The organism is Streptomyces lancefieldiae (genome assembly GCF_031845825.1).
GTDB classification, from domain to species: domain Bacteria; phylum Actinomycetota; class Actinomycetes; order Streptomycetales; family Streptomycetaceae; genus Streptomyces; species Streptomyces lancefieldiae.
Map to the genome: position 1 here is coordinate 1 of NZ_JAVRFH010000003.1, position 16,052 is coordinate 16,052.

General features: G+C 73.6%; 10 protein-coding genes. 1 reads left to right on the forward strand and 9 read right to left on the reverse strand.

Going from position 1 to position 16,052, the window contains the following annotated elements:
* Positions 1-757 (reverse strand): maltotransferase domain-containing protein (locus RM812_RS03755; protein WP_311570948.1); only part of this gene is annotated, 757 nt, incomplete at its 3' end.
* A gap of 312 nt (positions 758-1,069) precedes the next feature.
* On the opposite strand from RM812_RS03755, the gene RM812_RS03760 reads away from it, so the two are divergent.
* Positions 1,070-3,688, forward strand: a complete 2,619-nt coding sequence (locus RM812_RS03760) for a glycosyltransferase family 1 protein (RefSeq protein WP_311570949.1) — start codon at positions 1,070-1,072, stop codon at positions 3,686-3,688.
* 4 nt (positions 3,689-3,692) lie between these two features.
* On the opposite strand, the gene RM812_RS03765 is transcribed toward RM812_RS03760, so the two are convergent.
* The 8 genes from RM812_RS03765 to RM812_RS43010 form a co-directional block, all read right to left on the reverse strand.
* Positions 3,693-4,202 carry a DUF1990 family protein gene (locus RM812_RS03765; RefSeq protein WP_311570950.1) on the reverse strand — a complete coding sequence of 170 codons (510 nt, stop codon included), beginning with the start codon at positions 4,200-4,202 and terminating at the stop codon, positions 3,693-3,695.
* 145 nt (positions 4,203-4,347) lie between these two features.
* The gene (locus RM812_RS03770) at positions 4,348-6,390 is read right to left on the reverse strand and encodes a M4 family metallopeptidase (protein ID WP_311570951.1); all 2,043 of its coding nucleotides are present in this window, start codon (positions 6,388-6,390) and stop codon (positions 4,348-4,350) included.
* Between the two features lie 290 nt (positions 6,391-6,680).
* Positions 6,681-8,483 (reverse strand): ABC transporter ATP-binding protein, encoded by a 1,803-nt coding sequence (locus tag RM812_RS03775; RefSeq protein ID WP_311570952.1) that lies wholly within the window; start codon positions 8,481-8,483, stop codon positions 6,681-6,683.
* On the reverse strand, positions 8,480-10,426 hold the full coding sequence (locus RM812_RS03780) for an ABC transporter ATP-binding protein (RefSeq protein ID WP_311570953.1): 1,947 nt from the start codon (positions 10,424-10,426) through the stop codon (positions 8,480-8,482). The genes RM812_RS03775 and RM812_RS03780 overlap by 4 nt, the downstream gene beginning before the upstream one ends.
* 28 nt (positions 10,427-10,454) lie before the next feature.
* Positions 10,455-12,323 (reverse strand): ABC transporter ATP-binding protein, encoded by a 1,869-nt coding sequence (locus tag RM812_RS03785; RefSeq protein ID WP_311570954.1) that lies wholly within the window; start codon positions 12,321-12,323, stop codon positions 10,455-10,457.
* On the reverse strand, positions 12,320-14,278 hold the full coding sequence (locus RM812_RS03790) for an ABC transporter ATP-binding protein (protein ID WP_311570955.1): 1,959 nt from the start codon (positions 14,276-14,278) through the stop codon (positions 12,320-12,322). The genes RM812_RS03785 and RM812_RS03790 overlap by 4 nt, the downstream gene beginning before the upstream one ends.
* Positions 14,279-14,449: 171 nt before the next feature.
* On the reverse strand, positions 14,450-15,850 hold the full coding sequence (locus RM812_RS03795; RefSeq protein WP_311570956.1) for a sulfatase family protein: 1,401 nt from the start codon (positions 15,848-15,850) through the stop codon (positions 14,450-14,452).
* A 95-nt stretch (positions 15,851-15,945) separates the two neighbouring features.
* On the reverse strand, positions 15,946-16,041 hold the full coding sequence (locus tag RM812_RS43010) for a putative leader peptide (protein WP_394816419.1): 96 nt from the start codon (positions 16,039-16,041) through the stop codon (positions 15,946-15,948).
* Positions 16,042-16,052 lie beyond the last annotated feature (11 nt).

Genomic DNA, 16,052 nt, shown 5'->3' on the forward strand with positions numbered 1-16,052 from the left:
GGAGGTAGACGACGTCGAAGCCCATCGCGGCGATGGCGGGCAGGCGGCGGGCGGCGGTGCGGAAAGTGCCGTGGGGCCGGTCGGGGGTGCCCTCGGAGCGGGGGAAGAACTCGTACCAGGCGCCGTAGAGGGCGCGTTCGCGTTCCACGAGCAGGGGCAGCGGGTCGGAGGTGGTGACCAGCTCCCGCAGCGGATGCCTCGCCAGGACCGCGTCCACCTGGGGCGTCAACGCCGCCGCCAGCCGCGACGCGGCCGGGCGGGTCTCGTCCCGCAGCGCGTCGACGGCGGCGAGGAGTTCGCGCCGGTCCGCGCTCGTCGGTACGTCCGCGGCGGCGCGCTCGTACAGCCGGGCCCCCTCCTCCAGGACCAGGTCCGTGTCCGACCCCGCCGGGATCTTGATCCCCGCGTGGTGCCGCCAGGTGGTGACCGGGTCGCCCCACGCCTCCACGGTGTACGACCACGGTCCGGGCTCACCGGCGGTGACGGTGGCCCCCCAGCGGTCGGTGCCGGGGGCCAGCTCCCGCATCGGCGTCCACGGGCCCGGCCGGCCCCGTGGGTCTCTGAGGACGACGTTGGCGGCGACCGCGTCGTGGCCCTCACGGAACACGGTGGCCGAGATCTCGAACGACTCGCCGGTGACGGCCTTCGCGGGCCTGCGTCCGTGCCGGACGATCGGGCGGACGTCCAGGACGGGGATGCGTCCGACGACGGTGGTGCCGTCCGAGGGGGGTGCTGACGAGTGGTGCGTGGCGGGCATGACCGCTCCTGTCCGCGTCAACGTGGGTGGGCGGATGACTCTGGGGAGGTGGGTCCTGCTGGGGTGCACGTGGGGTGTACCGCAGGAGCCTTCCCACACTCCTCGGGTGGGCAATCCGGCACTTTGTTAACTACTCCCGCGTATGTCGACACACGCGGCGACGCTGACCGGACACCTTCCCCGCCCGGAGATCGTCACGCCGGTGGTTATTAGCCCGTCCGGCGATCGGGGACGACGCCTTTCAGGCCGAATCGGAGGTCTTGGGGCGAAGCCCCCGGCGAGGGACACATCAACGCCGGTAACGTCGGGAGGGTGAAGGCGATCCGTCGACTGACCGTCCGTCCCGTTCTCCCCGACCCCCTCCGGCCGCTCAGTGATCTGGCCCGTAATCTGCGCTGGTCCTGGCATCCGGACACCCGCGACCTCTTCCAGTCCGTCGACCCCGAGTGCTGGGCCTCGTCCGCCTGCGACCCGGTACGGCTGCTCGGCACCGTCGCGCCCACGCGCCTCGCGGAGCTGGCCGAGGACCGGCGCTTCCTGCGCCGGCTGACCGCGGTGGCCGACGACCTCGACCGCTACATGACCGGCGACCGCTGGTACCAGGCCCAGTCCGGCCGACTCCCCGCCGCCGTCGCCTACTTCTCCCCCGAGTTCGGCATCACCGCCGCCCTGCCCCAGTACTCCGGCGGCCTCGGCATCCTGGCCGGCGACCATCTGAAGGCCGCCAGCGACCTGGGCGTGCCCCTCGTCGGCGTCGGCCTGCTCTACCGCCACGGCTACTTCCGGCAGACCCTGTCCCGGGACGGCTGGCAGCAGGAGCACTATCCCGTCCTCGACCCCCACGAGCTGCCCCTCGCCCTCCTCAAGGAGCCCGACGGCACCCCCGCCCACGTCGCGCTCGCGCTGCCCGGCGGCCGGGAGCTGCGCGCCCGCGTCTGGCTGGCCCAGGTCGGCCGCGTCCCGCTGCTGCTGCTGGATTCGGACGTGGAGGAGAACGACCTCGGCGAACGCGGCGTCACCGACCGGCTCTACGGCGGCGGCAGCGAGCACCGGCTGCTCCAGGAGATGCTGCTCGGCATAGGAGGTGTCCGGGCGGTACGGACGTACTGCCGGCTCACCGGCCACGCCGCGCCGGAGGTGTTCCACACCAACGAGGGCCACGCCGGCTTCCTCGGTCTGGAACGCATCGCCGAACTCTGCGACGACGGGCTCGCGTTCGACTCCGCGCTGGAGGCGGTGCGGGCCGGGACCGTCTTCACCACCCACACCCCGGTCCCGGCCGGCATCGACCGCTTCGACCGCGAACTGGTCGCCCGCCACTTCGGCCCCGACGCCGAACTCCCGCGCATCGACGGCGAACGCGTCCTGCGGCTCGGCATGGAGTCCTACCCAGGCGGCGAGCCGGGCCTGTTCAACATGGCCGTGATGGGCCTGCGCCTGGCCCAGCGGGCCAACGGCGTCTCCCTGCTGCACGGCGGGGTCAGCCGGGAGATGTTCTCCGGACTGTGGCCCGGATTCGACGCCGACGAGGTGCCGATCACCTCCGTCACCAACGGGGTGCACGCCCCGACCTGGGTCGCCCCGGAGGTGTTCCGGCTCGGCGCCCGGCAGATCGGCGTCCAGCGGGCCGAGGACGCGCTGACCGTCGGCGACTCGGACCGCTGGGACTCGGTCGCCGACATCCCCGACCAGGACATCTGGGAGCTGCGCCGCACCCTGCGCGAGCAGTTGGTGGCGGAGGTGCGGGAGCGGCTGCGGGTCTCCTGGCGGCAGCGCGGCGCCGGGACGGCCGAGCTGGGCTGGATCGACGACGTCCTCGACCCCGACGTCCTCACCATCGGGTTCGCGCGGCGCGTCCCCTCGTACAAGCGCCTCACGCTGATGCTGCGCGACCGGGACCGGCTGACGGACCTGCTGCTGCACCCCGAACGGCCGGTCCAGATCGTCGTGGCGGGCAAGGCGCACCCGGCGGACGACGGCGGCAAGCGGCTGGTGCAGGAGCTGGTGCGGTTCGCGGACGACCCCCGGGTGCGGCACCGCATCGTGTTCCTGCCGGACTACGGCATGGCGATGGCGCAGAAGCTCTACCCGGGCTGCGACATCTGGCTGAACAACCCCCTGCGGCCCCTGGAGGCGTGCGGGACCAGCGGCATGAAGGCGGCGCTCAACGGCTGCCTCAACCTGTCCGTGCGGGACGGCTGGTGGGACGAGTGGTTCCAGCCCGACTTCGGCTGGGCGATCCCCACCGCCGACGGCGTGGGCACCGACCCGGACCGGCGCGACGCCATAGAGGCCGCCGCCCTCTACGACCTTCTGGAGCAGCGGATCACCCCCCGCTTCTACGAGCGGGACGCGAGCGGGCTGCCCGACCGGTGGATCGAGATGGTGCGCCGGACCCTGAGCCTGCTCGGGCCCAAGGTGCTGGCCGGCCGCATGGTCCGCGAGTACGTCGAGCGGCTCTACGCACCGGCGGCCGAGGCGCACCGCGCGATGGACCCGGACGCCGCCCGCGCACTCGCCGAGTGGAAGGCCCGGCTGCGAAGGGCCTGGTCCGGGGTGAGCGTCGACCATGTGGAGACGACCGCCGCCACCGCCCTGGCCGAGCTCGGCACGACGCTCGGACTGCGGGTGCGGGTGAACCTCGGCGACCTGGCGCCGGAGGACGTGGAGGTGCAGGCGGTCTCCGGCCGGGTGGACTCCGAGGACCGGATCACCGACGCGGGGACCGTGCCGCTGAAACCGGTGGGCGGACCCGACCTGGAGGGCCGCTGGGTGTACGAGGGGCCGCTGGCCCTGGACCGCACCGGCCCCTTCGGCTACACGGTCCGGATCCTGCCCGCACACCGGCTGCTGGCGTCCGGCGCGGAGGCCGGGCTGGTCGCGGTGCCGTCGGACGAACTGGCCCAGGCGGCGGGGCTGCTGATGAGGTGAGCGCTCAGTCCGTTTCGTCGCCGCCGCTCAGCCGCCGCAGGACGGCGCCGCAGCGTCGGGCGTACGCGTGCTGGAAGGCCCGGTTGGCCGGTCCGCCGGCCTTGGCGTACCACTTCGCCGGGCGGCTGAAGGCGTTCACGGTCAGCCAGACCGTGCCGTCCCCGGTGCGGTCCACGACGAAGGCCTCCTCGCCGGACTCGGGGTGGCCGGGCAGCGTGCCGTAGGCCCAGCCGGCCCGGCGGGGCTCCTCCAGCGTCCACACCACCCGGCACGGCGCCTTGATCATCCCGGCGAGGGTGACGGTGACGTCGACGCCGGGCGCGGCACGCTCCGCGCTCGCGTCGATGCCGACGCCCATCTCCCGGTGCATCTGCCAGGTCAGCACGGCCTCGACCGCGCGCTGGAACACCGGTTCGCCCTCCCCGAGGCGCGTGCGGACGTGCAGGGGGCGAAAGCCGGGCGGGCAGTGGCCCGGCTCGCGGGTGGCGCCGACGTCGTCGTACGTGAAGGACATGGGCACCAAGGGTAGGGCGGCACCCTGGAACCTGTGGTTCCGGGTGCCGCCGACAGGCCGTGGAGAGGGCGCCGCCCCGGGAGTCGAACCTCCGGAGACGGCGCCCCGTCTGGGTGGACCACTACGGGCCCACGGTCCTGCGCGCCTACGGGAAGGTGAGGCGCCAGGCGTCGATGTAGCCGGTGTCCTGCGCGCCCTTGTCCTGGACACGCAGCTTCCACGTGCCGTTGGCCGTTTCGGACGAGGCGTTGACCGTGTAGGTCTCGTGCACGTCCTCCGCCGGGTCGTAGCCGCTGTTCTTCAGGCGGTACGTCGACCCGTCGGGCGCGACCAGGTCGATCTGGAGGTCACCGCGCCACGAGTGCACGATGTCCACGCCCACCTGGAGGTTGCTCGGCGCGTTGCCGGTGCGGCCGGAGACCGTGAGCGAGGAGGTCACCGCCGACCCGTAGTCGGGGATGTTGACGTCGGTGGTGCTCTCGAAGGTCGTGCCGTCGCCGCCACCGCCGTCACCGGGGCGCGCACCGACGTTGATGCCCGCCCACGCGTGCTGGACCGCCGTGTACTCGGCGCTGTCGGTGCCGTACAGCTCACCGGCGGCCGCGAGGGTGCCGGTGCGGGCGCCCGCGTAGTTGGTGGTCGACGTGAACTTCGTGGTCAGCGCGCGGAACCAGATCTTCTCCGCCTTGGCGCGGCCGATACCGGTGACCGGGAGGCCGTCCGAGGTGGGCGAGTCGTAGGTGACACCGTTGATGGTCTTGGTGCCGCTGCCCTCGCTCAGCAGGTAGAAGAAGTGGTTGGCCGGGCCCGACGAGTAGTGGACGTCGACCCCGCCGATCCCCGAGTACCAGTAGTCCTTGGACGCGCCGTCCTTGCTCGGCTTGTCCATGTAGCGCAGCGGGGTGCCGTCACCGTTGATGTCGATCTCCTCGCCGATGAGGTAGTCACCGACGTCGGAGGAGTTGTTCGCGTAGAACTCGACGGCCGCGCCGAAGATGTCGCTGGTGGCCTCGTTGAGGCCACCGGACTCGCCGCTGTAGTTGAGGCCCGCGGTGTTGGAGGTGACGCCGTGCGTCATCTCGTGCGCGGCCACGTCGATGGACGTCAGCGGGTTGGCGTTGCCCGAGCCGTCGCCGTACGTCATGCAGAAGCAGCTGTCCGACCAGAAGGCGTTGACGTAGTTGTTGCCGTAGTGGACGCGGGAGTAGGCGGCCACCCCGTCGCCGCGGATACCGGACCGGCCCTGGACGTTCTTGTAGTAGTCCCAGGTGAGCGCGGCCCCGTAGTGGGCGTCGGCGCCGGCGGTCTCCGCGTTGGAGGCGCTGCCGTTGCCCCACACGTCGTCGGAGCCGGAGAAGAGCGTGCCGGTGCCGGAGGTGCCCCGGTTGAGGTTGTACGTCTTGTGGTTGCCGCGCGTGGTGTCGGTCAGGGTGTACGACGACCCGGACTGCGCGGTGCCCAGCGTCACCGTGCCGCTGTACAGGGTGTTGCCGGTGCCGTTGTGGATCGCCTGGTACTCGTGGAGCTTCGCGCCGGTGGCGGCGTCGGTGACCACGTGCAGTTCGTTCGGGGTGCCGTCCTCCTGGAGGCCGCCCACGACCGTCTCGTACGCCAGGACCGGGGTGCCGTTCGCCGCCCAGATCACCTTGCGGGGGGCGCGCTCGGCGTCCGGCGCCTTGGCACCGGCGGCCTTCGCGGCGGACACGGCCTGCGTCTCGGCCTTCGCGGCGGAGATCTTCGGCGTCACGGTGGCCGGCTTGATCGCCTTCTGCGTGGCCTTCACGACCCGCTCGGTCTTGCCGGCGTCGGTGGTGACGACCAGGTCGCCGCCGAGGACGGGCAGTCCGTCGTAGGTGCGCTCGTAGCGGGTGTGCAGGGTGCCGTCGCGGTCCTTGAGCACGTCGCGGACGACCAGCTTCTCCTTGGCGCCCAGCCCCAGTTGGTCGGCGGTCCTCGCCGTGGTGGCCTGGGCGTCGGCGATCAGTTCGGCGCGCTGGGCCGGGGTGAGCTTGACCGACTCGGCGCCCGGCACGGGGGCCTGCCCGGGGGCCGCGGTGGCGGCCCCGGACTGGACCGCCGTGGCGATCAGCGCGGCGACACCGGCCAGGGCGACGGCCGCGGCGCGGCGGTGCGTGGTGCGGCGGGACGGGGTGTGGGAGGTGCGTCTGTGGGGAGTACTGCTGCTCAACACTGACTCCTTCTGCGTGGCCGCGGGTCGCGCGGCCAGGGAAGACCGGACGGCGGGTGGGCCGGCCGGGCGGTACTGTGCGGTACGCAGTAACCACGTGCTGTGAGCCGGCCGCGGCACAGCGCTGGTGAGGAAGCTGCGGGGCGCTGCGGAGCGGCCGTGGGAAGACTGGCAGGAGAACGACACTCTTGTCAGGAGCGCGTCAGCAAGTTGGCCGGAAATCGTTCGTTGTCCGGGCGTTCATGTTCGATATACGAAACAGATGCCTTGATGTCGTACTGACTGCCCGGTCAGTCAGTAACCGGCTGGGGCGACGGTTCCCCGTGCCAGGACCCCCACAGGGCCGCGTACGCCCCGCCGGCCGCCACCAGCTCGTCGTGCGTGCCCAGTTCGGTCAGCCGGCCGCCCTCCATCACGGCCACCCGGTCGGCGTCGTGCGCGGTGTGCAGGCGGTGCGCGATGGCGATGACCGTACGGCCCCGCAGCACGGCGGCCAGGGCGCGCTCGGTGTGCCGGGCCGTCGCCGGGGCCAGCAGGGCGGTGGCCTCGTCCAGGATCAGCGTGTGCGGGTCGGCCAGCACCACCCGGGCCAGGGCGAGTTGCTGGGCCTGCGAGCCATCCGTCCGGTGACCGCCCGTGCCCAGCTCGGTGCCGAGGCCGTCGGGCAGCTCCCGCACCCACTCCTCGGCGCCCACCGCGGCCAGCGCGGCCCACAACCGCTCGTCCGTGGCCGCCGGTTCGGCGATCAGGAGGTTGTCGCGGACCGTGCCGAGGAAGACGTGGTGCTCCTGGGTGACCAGCACGACCTGGCGGCGCAGCCGCTCCGGCCCGAGGCCCGCCACGGGCACCCCGCCCACCGTCACCGAGCCCTCGGTCGGCGCGTCGACGCCCGCCATCAGCCGGCTCAGCGTTGTCTTGCCCGCCCCGGACGGCCCGACGACCGCCAGCCGCTCACCCGGCCGCACGGTCAGGTCCACGCCGTGCAGCACCTCGCCGCCCCGGTCGTAGGCGTACCGCGCGCCGCGCACGTCGATCCGGTCGTCCGCCGGGACCAGCGAGTCGTCCGGCGTCGCCCGCGGGGCCCGCGCCAGCCCCTCCACCCGGGCGAAGGAGGCGCCGCCGCTCTGCAACTGCTCGATCCGCATCAGCACCTCGTCGAGCGGCCCCGCCAACTGCTGGAGGTACACGGCACACGCCACCACCGCCCCGAGGCTCACCGCCCCGTGCCTGAGCAGCGCCCCGCCCACCAGCAGCACGCCCGCCACGGGCAGGACGTACGACACGTCCACCGTCGGGAAGAACACGCTGCGCAGGTACAGGGTGTGGAACCGGGTCCGCCGCGAGACCTCCAGCGCCTCCCGGTTGGTCGCCACGCGCCGGTCGCCCAGCCGGAACGCCTCGACCGTACGGGCCCCGGCGACCGTGGCGGCGAGGCTCTCGGCGACGTCCGAGGTGGCCGCGCCCTCGGCGAGGTAACCGGCCCGCGCACGGCGCAGGTACCAGCGCAGTCCGAAGCCGACCGGCGTCAGCCCCAGCACGCCGACCAGGCCGAGCAGCGGGTCGAGGAAGAACACCGCCACGGTGAGGAACAGGGCCTGCACGGCGTTGACCAGCAGCTCCGGCCCGGCGTCGCGCAGTGTGGTGCCGACGGTGGACACGTCGCCCGTGCCGCGCGTCGTCAGGTCCCCGGTGCCGGCCCGTTCCACCACGGAGGCGGGCAGGGCCAGCGCCCGGTCCACGAACCGCTCCCGCACGCGGGCGAGCGTCCGTTCACCGAAGCGGTGCCCCACGTACCGTGCCCAGCGGGCCAGCAGCAGCTGGGCCAGCGAGCACGACAGGATGGCGAGGGCCATCCGGTCCACGGCGTCGACCCCGGCCCCGGCGCGCACCTCGTCGACGATCCGGCCGAGCAGCCACGGGCCCGCGAGCCCGGCCAGGGCCGCGAGCGCGTTCAGGCCGAGGACGAGCGCGAAGGCCCGGCGGTCGGCGCGCACGAGCCGGGCCGCCGCCCGCCGCACGTCGGCGCGCTCGGCGACGGGCAGTTGTCCCGGCGCGTCCCGCGCGTCGGGCGTACCCGGTGCCCCCGAGGTCATCGGACCGCCTCCTCTTCCTCGCCGCCCCGCGCGACGAGGGCCCGGTAACCCGGCTCGGCGTCGAGGAGTTCACGATGGCTGCCGGTGGCCGTGACCTTGCCGTCGACCAGGTAGTGCACGACGTCCGCCCGGTCGAGCACCAGCGGCGAGGTGCCGGCCACCACGGTCGTACGGCCCTTGCGGGCGTCCCGGAGCCGGTCCGCCACGGTGGCCTCGGTGTGGGCGTCGAGCGCGGAGGTCGGTTCGACGGCGAGCAGGACCTCGGGGTCGGCCAGCAGGGCCCGGGCCAGCCGGACGCGTTGGCGCTGGCCGCCGGAGAGCGTCCGGCCCTGGGCGGCGACGGGGGTGTCCAGTCCGTCGGGGAGGCCTCGGACGATGTCGTCGGCGGCGGCCGCGTGGACGGCTCGGGACAGGCGCGCCGTTGAGTGCGCTTCCCCGGGTCGTCGGGCGGCCACGGGCTCGTTCTGGCCGGACGCGCCCACGCGGCGGCGCCGCAGACCGCCCTGGCCCGCGCCCCCGCCGAGGCTTTCCACCGCGCCGATCAGAGCCGGTTCCCCGCCCGTGTGGGTCTCGGTGTGTCGTTGGGCGGGTGTCGGTTCGTCGTGGGGGGTCGTCGCCGTGCGGCGGGGTTGTGCGTCGGTGCGGCCCACGTCGTCCGGGTGCGGTGCCGGCGCGCCGATCACCTCCCGCAGTGTGCCCGCGAACAGGTCGGCCTCCGCGTCCGCGACCAGGATGCGTTCCCGCACCCGCGCGAGCGGCACCTCGTCCAGCCGTACCTCGCCCCAGGTGACGTCGGACGGCGCGTACCGGCCGAGCCGGTCGATCACCGCGGCGGCGTCGGCGGGCCGCGCACCGGCCAGCGCGGTCAGCCGGCCCGGCGGTACCCGCACACCGGAGACCGGGTCGTACAGCGCCGAGGGCTCCGCGGGGGCGTCGCGCGTGCCGTCGTCCGCCTCGGGCTCCAGCCGCAGGAAGGCGACGACGCGCCGGGCGGCCACCACACCCCGGCTGAGCTGGTGGCCCATCTCGATGAGGAACGCCACCGGCCAGCCCAGCGCCACGACATAGCCGTACACCGAGACCAGTTCGCCCACGCTGATGTGCCCCTGCGCGGCCAGCCGGGCCCCCAGCCAGGTCACCAGCGCCAGGAACAACATCGGCAGCCCCACGCCGAGGGCCTGGATCCAGCTCGTCACCGCCCCGACCTCGTAGCCCTGCGCCCGCAGCCGCGCCGAGTCCCGGCGGAAGGCGTCCGCGACGAGGCCCTTGCCGCCCAGCCCGTTCAGCACCCGCAGACCGCCCGCGAGGTCGCCGATCCGCGCGGTCAGCACCGCCTGCCGCTCCCGGTACTCGGCCTCCCTGCCCTGCAACCGTCCCATCAGCGGCCCCAGCAGCACACCGAGGACCGGCACACCGAGCAGCACCACGAGCGCGAGCTGCGTCGAGACCGACAGCATCAGCGTGCCGACGGCCGCGTAGGCGACGACCGCTCCGACGCCGGGCCCCACGGCCGTCAGCGACTGGCTGATCGTCTGCACGTCGCCGACCCCGATCGTGACGACCTCCCCGGTCCCCACCTGCCGGCGCAGCGCCGCACCCAGCCGCACGGAGTGCCCGACGACGACCTTGACCGTGCGGAAGTTGGCGTCCATCCGGACCCGCGTCATCACGCGGTGCCGCATGACGCCCAGCCAGGCGTTGAGCACCCCCACGACGACCAGCGCCCCGGTCCACAGCGCCAGCGCGCCCGGGTCACCGGGGACCAGACCGTGGTCGATCGCCCGGGCCATCAGATACGGCGTCGCCGCCAGCAGCACCATCCAGACACTGGCGAGCACCGCGCCCGCCGCGCACCGCCGCCACTGCCGCCGGACCAGCCACCCCAGATAGCGCCAGCCGCCCCGGGGGTCGGGCGTGCCGGGGTCCTCGTACGCGTCGATCACCGTGCCCGCCCGTCCTCTCGGCCGCCGCTCACGCCAGACTGTCCCGCCACGCCCGGTGCAGGTCTGCGAACCGGCCCGTACCGGCGATCAGTTCGTCCGGCGCACCGTCCTCCACGATCCGGCCGTGCTCCATCACGAGCACCCGGTCGGCGATCTCCACGGTGGAGAGCCGGTGCGCGATCACGACCGCCGTACGGCCCTTCAGCACCGTCGCCATCGCCCGCTGCACCGCCCGCTCCCCGGGAACGTCCAGCGAGCTGGTCGCCTCGTCCAGGATCAGCACCGCCGGGTCCGCGAGCAGCGCCCGCGCGAACGCCACGAGCTGCCGCTGGCCGGCGGAGATGCGGCCACCCCGCTTGCGTACGTCGGTGTCGTAGCCGTCGGGCAGCGCGCCGATGAAGTCGTGCGCGCCGATCGCCTTCGCGGCGCGCTCGATCTCCTCCCGGGTGGCCTCCGGCCGGCCGATGGCGATGTTCTCCGCGACCGTGCCGGAGAACAGGAACGCCTCCTGCGTCACCATCACCACCCCGCGCCGCAGCTCGGGAACGGCCAGGTCGCGCAGGTCGGTGCCGTCCAGCAGGACCCGCCCCTCGGAGGGGTCGTAGAACCGGGCGAGCAGCTTGGCCAGCGTCGACTTGCCCGCGCCGGTCGAGCCCACGACGGCGACCGTCTGCCCCGCCGGCAGCGTCAGGTCGAAGCGGGGCAGCACCTCGCCGCCGGTGCGGTAGCCGAAGCGCACCCCGTCGAAGACGACCTCGCGCCCGGGGTGCTGCGACTTCAGCGGCGGCAGCTCCTTCGGCGCGGTCGGCTCGGGCACCGACGGCGTCTGGGCCAGCAGCCCGGCGATCTTCTCCAGGGAGGCCGCCGCCGACTGGTAGGAGTTCAGGAACATGCCGAGCCGGTCGATCGGGTCGTACAGCCGGCGCAGGTACAGCACCGCCGCCGCCAGCACGCCGAGCGCCAGCGTGCCGTCGGCGACCCGGTAGGCGCCCCACAGCACGATCCCCGCGACCGCCGTGTTGGCGACCAGGCGCGAGCCGACGACGTAACGGGCCATCTCGAGCAGCGCGTTGCCGTTGGTCCGTTCGTGGCGCCGGTTCAGTACGGTGAAGTCGGCGTCGTTGGCGGCCTCGCGGCGGAAGGCGCGCACCGGCCGGATGCCGTTCATCGTCTCCACGAACTTCACGATCACCGCCGCGATCGCCGTGGACCGCTCCCGGTACACCCGGTCCGCGCGCCGCCGGTACCTCCGCACCAGCCCGTACAGCGGCACGAACGACGCCACCGCGAAGGCGCCCAGCCCCAGGTCCAGCCAGAGCAGCAGCGCCGCGATGTAGACGAAGGAGAGGACGACCGTCACCAGCTCCTGCAGCCCCTCGTCGAGCAGCTCGCGCAGCGACTCCACGTCCGTGGTGGAGCGCGAGATGAGCCGCCCCGAGGTGTACCGCTCGTGGAAGTCGACGCTCAGCGCCTGCGCGTGCCGGAAGATCCGGCCCCGCAGATCCAGCAGCACGTCCTGGCTGACGCGGGCCGCGACGGTGACGAACGCGTACTGCAGCCCGCCCGCGCCCAGCGAGCAGAGCAGATAGCCGGCACCCACCGCGACCAGCGGACCGTGGTCGTCGTCCCGCAGGGCCGGCACGGCGTGGTCGATGGCGTACGCCACCAGCAGCGGGCCCGCCTGCACGGCCGCCTGCTGGAGCAGCAGGAGGAAGGTGGTGAGGGCGACGCGGGCCCTCAGCGGCGCCAGCAGGGAGCGCAGCAGGGCGGCGGTCGCGCCAGGCGGGCTGGGCAGGACGTCCCGGTCGAAGTCGTCGCCGGTGTGCTCCGCGCCCCGGGACCGGGGCGGATCCTCCGCCTCGCCGGGAGCGGGCGGGGACGTGAGGGGGGCCGTCATCGCCGGTCGTCCTCCTGTTCCTCGGCGCCGGACATCAGGTGGGCGTACTCGGCGTTCGTACGCAGCAGTTCGTGGTGGGTGCCGACGGCGGCGATACGGCCCCGGGACAGCAGGGCCACCCGGTCGGCGAGCAGGACCGTGGAGGGACGGTGCGCCACGATCAGGGCGGTGGTGTCGGCGAGCACGCGGCGCAGGGCGGCCTCGACGGCGGCCTCCGTGTGCACGTCCAGCGCGGAGAGCGGGTCGTCCAGGACGAGGAACCTCGGCCTGCCGACCACGGCCCGGGCGAGGGCGAGGCGCTGCCGCTGCCCGCCGGACAGGCTCAGGCCCTGCTCGCCGACCTGGGTGTCGGTGCCCTGCGGGAGGGCGTGCGCGAAGTCGGCCTGCGCGACGGCGAGCGCCCGCTCCAGCGCGTCGGGGCCGGTGCCCTCACCGGCCCCCATGAGCACGTTCTCGCCGACGCTCGCCGAGAAGAGCGTGGGCTCCTCGAAGGCCACGGCGACCATGGCGCGCAGCTCCTCGCGGGGCAGGGCGGTGATGTCCTGGCCGTCCAGCGTGATCCGTCCGGACGTCACCTCGTGCAGACGAGGGATCAGCGCGGTCAGCGTCGTCTTGCCGCTGCCGGTCGCACCGACCAGCGCCATGGACTCGCCGGGGCGGATGTGCAGGTCGATGCGGTCGAGGAGGGGCGGGGAGCCGGGGGGTGCGTCGGGGTAGCGGAACCGGACGTTCTCGAACCGCAGGCCTTCGAGGCGCCCCGCGTCGCCGCCGGCCCGCGGGGTGGCGCGCTGCCCGGCGCCGCGAGGTGCCTTCTCCCATGCCTGAACGGCCTGGGGGGTGCCTCCCTCGCCCGCCCTCCCCGGCTCCCGGTCTTGGTCCCGGTCCCGGTCTCGCTCGAGCGGGGGAACCCCCGTCGGCCCGGCGGCACGACTGCCCGTAGCCGCGTCGGACTCGACCTCCGCGTCCAGCACCTCGAAGTACCGGTCCGTGGCCGTCGCCGCCTCCTGACTCATCGCCAGCAGGAAGCCGATCGACTCCACGGGCCACCGCAGGGCCAGCGCCGTCGACAGGAACGCCACCAGCGTCCCCGCCGACAGCGACCCGTCCGCCACCTGCACCGCCCCCACCACCAGCGCGGCCCCGATCGCCACCTCCGGCAGCGTCACGATGACCGCCCAGATGGCCGCCAGCAGCCGTGCCTTGCGCAGCTCCGTCCCGCGCAGCGTGTGCGACAGCTCGTGGAAGGCCCGTGCCTGGCTGCGGTGCCGCCCGAACCCCTTGATGATCCGGATGCCGAGCACGCTCTCCTCGACCACGGTCGTCAGATCCCCGACCTGGTCCTGGGCGCGCCGCGCCACCGCGGAGTACTTCTTCTCGAAGACCGCGCAGGTGATCACCACGGGCACGGCGGGCCCGAGGATGACCAGCCCCAGCGTCCAGTCCTGGACCAGCATGATGCCCACGCCGACCAGGATCGTGACCCCGTTGACCAGCAGGAACGTCAGTGGGAAGGCGAGGAACATGCGCAGCAGCATCAGGTCCGTCGTCCCGCGCGACAGCAACTGCCCCGAGGGCCACCGGTCGTGGAAGGCCACCGGCAGCCGTTGCAGATGCCGGTACAGATCCGCCCGCATCCCCGCCTCGACCCCCGCCAGCGGCCGGGCCACCAGCCACCGGCGCAACCCGAACAGCAGCGCCTCCGCCAGTCCGAGGAGCAGCAGGTACAGCGCGCCGAGCCACACCCCGGCCGGGTCCCGGTCGGCGACCGGCCCGTCCACCATCCACTTCAGGACCAGCGGGATCACCAGCCCCACACAGGAGGCGAGGACCGCGACGAACGCCGCGGACCCCAACCGCGCCCGCACGGGCCGCACATACGGCCACAACCGCAGCAGCGCGCGCACGGTGGAACGGTCCTCGGCGGGATCCTTGCTGGGGGCGAGTGTGGTGGGCATCAGCAGCGAGCCTACGGTTCACCACTGACAGTGCCCACCGAGTTTTCGACCTCACCGGGGTCGTACGGGCGCATCAACCGATCGGCCGATGCGCCGTCGAGCGCACCGGCGGAGGTGCCGTGCCCCGGGCCCGGGCCCCGTGCCCCGGGCCCCGTGCCCCGGGCCCCGCGGTCAGGAGACCGGGTACGGCAGCAGCGTGCCGTCCACCTCCTCCCAGGCCGCCCTCAACGCGGCCAGCAGCTCCGGCCGACCGTCGGCGAGGTCGGCCTGCTCGCGGGCGTCGGTGGCGAGGTCGTACAGGTGGTCCCGGCCGTCGGCGTCGCGGTAGTACTTCCAGTCGCCGCGCCTGAGCGCCCGGTTGCCCCGCACCCGCCAGAACAGGTCGCGCTCGGGCACCTTCTCGCCGCGCACCAGGTAGCCGGCGAAGCTGTGCCCGTCGAGCGGGTACGACGGGTCGGGCCGGGCGCCGCCCAGCTCCAGCAGGGTCGCCGTCCAGTCGGGGGAGTAGACGGGCTCGTGGCTGACCTGGCGGGCGTCGACGCCGGCCGGCCAGCGCAGGATGGTCGGCACCCGGATGCCGCCCTCCAGCAGCTCGGACTTGCCGCCGCTGAGCGGCCACTGGTACGAGAACCGCTCACCGCCGTTGTCGCTGGCGAAGACGACGACCGTGTTCTCCTCCTGGCCGGAACGGCGCAGCGCGGCCAGCACCCTGCCGATCGAGGCGTCCAGGTCCTCGACCATCTCCTTGTACTTCTCCACCGAGCCGCCGTCGTCGTGCCGCAGCGCGCCCAGCACCTTCCCGGAGCGGATCTTCGCGGCGATCTCCGCGCCCTTCTCCTCGTCGTCCGCGGTGAGCCAGGGCCAGTGCGGGGTGGTGAAGTTGAGGTTGAGCAGCCAGGGCCTGCCGTGGTCGCGGGAGACGTACTCGACGGCCCGCTCGGTCAGGATCGTGGTGTAGTAGCGCAGGTCCTCGTAGGTGGCGTCGCCCTCGTACAGGTCGTAGTCGCCGAGCTGGCCCAGCTTGGAGAAGTACTCCAGGGCGCCGCCGAAGTTGCCGAAGAACTCGTCCCAGCCGGACTTGGTGGGGCTGTAGTCCGGCAGCCAGCCGCAGTGCCACTTGCCGATCAGGGCGGTGGCGTAGCCGGCCTGCTTCAGCAGGGAGGCGAGGGTCGGGTGGCCGGGGTCGAGGCCCTGGGTGCGGTTGCCGAGGGGCTCGGCGAGACCGCCCTCGGCACGTCCCGGGTAGCGGCCCGTGTAGAGGCTGAACCGGGTCGGGGAGCAGGTGGCCGAGCCGGAGTAGGCCTGGGTGAACCGCACGCCCTGCGCGGCGAGCCTGTCCAGGTTCGGCGTCCGGATGTGCGGGGCGCCGTACGACGACAGGTCGGCCCAGCCGAGGTCGTCGCCGAGGATGAACAGGACGTTGGGACGTCTGCGGGGCCGGGCGGAGGCGGGTCGGGAGCGGAACGGCCGTTCGGTGGGCGCGGCCGACGCGGTGGCGGACGTACCGGCGACGGCCGTCACGGCTCCGCCGCCGACCAGACCACCGAAGACACGACGGGATATCTCGGGCATGCGTGATCCAGGGGAAGAGGAAGGAAGGGAAAGGAGGAAGGGGGGACCGGAGGAGGAACGACCGGAGGAGGGAGGAGGACGTGCGCGGGCGCGGGTCAGCGACAGACGGCGCTGGACTGGCGGCACAGGTCGACGTGGCGGCGCTCCACGAGCGCGACGCACACGCACCGGCGGGCGGCGGTGGGCCTCATGACCCGGGACG

Bases quoted from the DNA above. Each gene is read 5' to 3' on its own strand.
- RM812_RS03765 (WP_311570950.1), bottom strand. From the start codon at position 4,202: ATGTCCTTCACGTACGACGACGTCGGCGCCACCCGCGAGCCGGGCCAC.
- RM812_RS03775 (WP_311570952.1), bottom strand. From the start codon at position 8,483: ATGACCTCGGGGGCACCGGGTACGCCCGACGCGCGGGACGCGCCGGGA.
- RM812_RS03785 (WP_311570954.1), bottom strand. From the start codon at position 12,323: ATGACGGCCCCCCTCACGTCCCCGCCCGCTCCCGGCGAGGCGGAGGAT.
- RM812_RS03790 (WP_311570955.1), bottom strand. From the start codon at position 14,278: ATGCCCACCACACTCGCCCCCAGCAAGGATCCCGCCGAGGACCGTTCC.
- RM812_RS03795 (WP_311570956.1), bottom strand. From the start codon at position 15,850: ATGCCCGAGATATCCCGTCGTGTCTTCGGTGGTCTGGTCGGCGGCGGA.
- RM812_RS43010 (WP_394816419.1), bottom strand. From the start codon at position 16,041: ATGAGGCCCACCGCCGCCCGCCGGTGCGTGTGCGTCGCGCTCGTGGAG.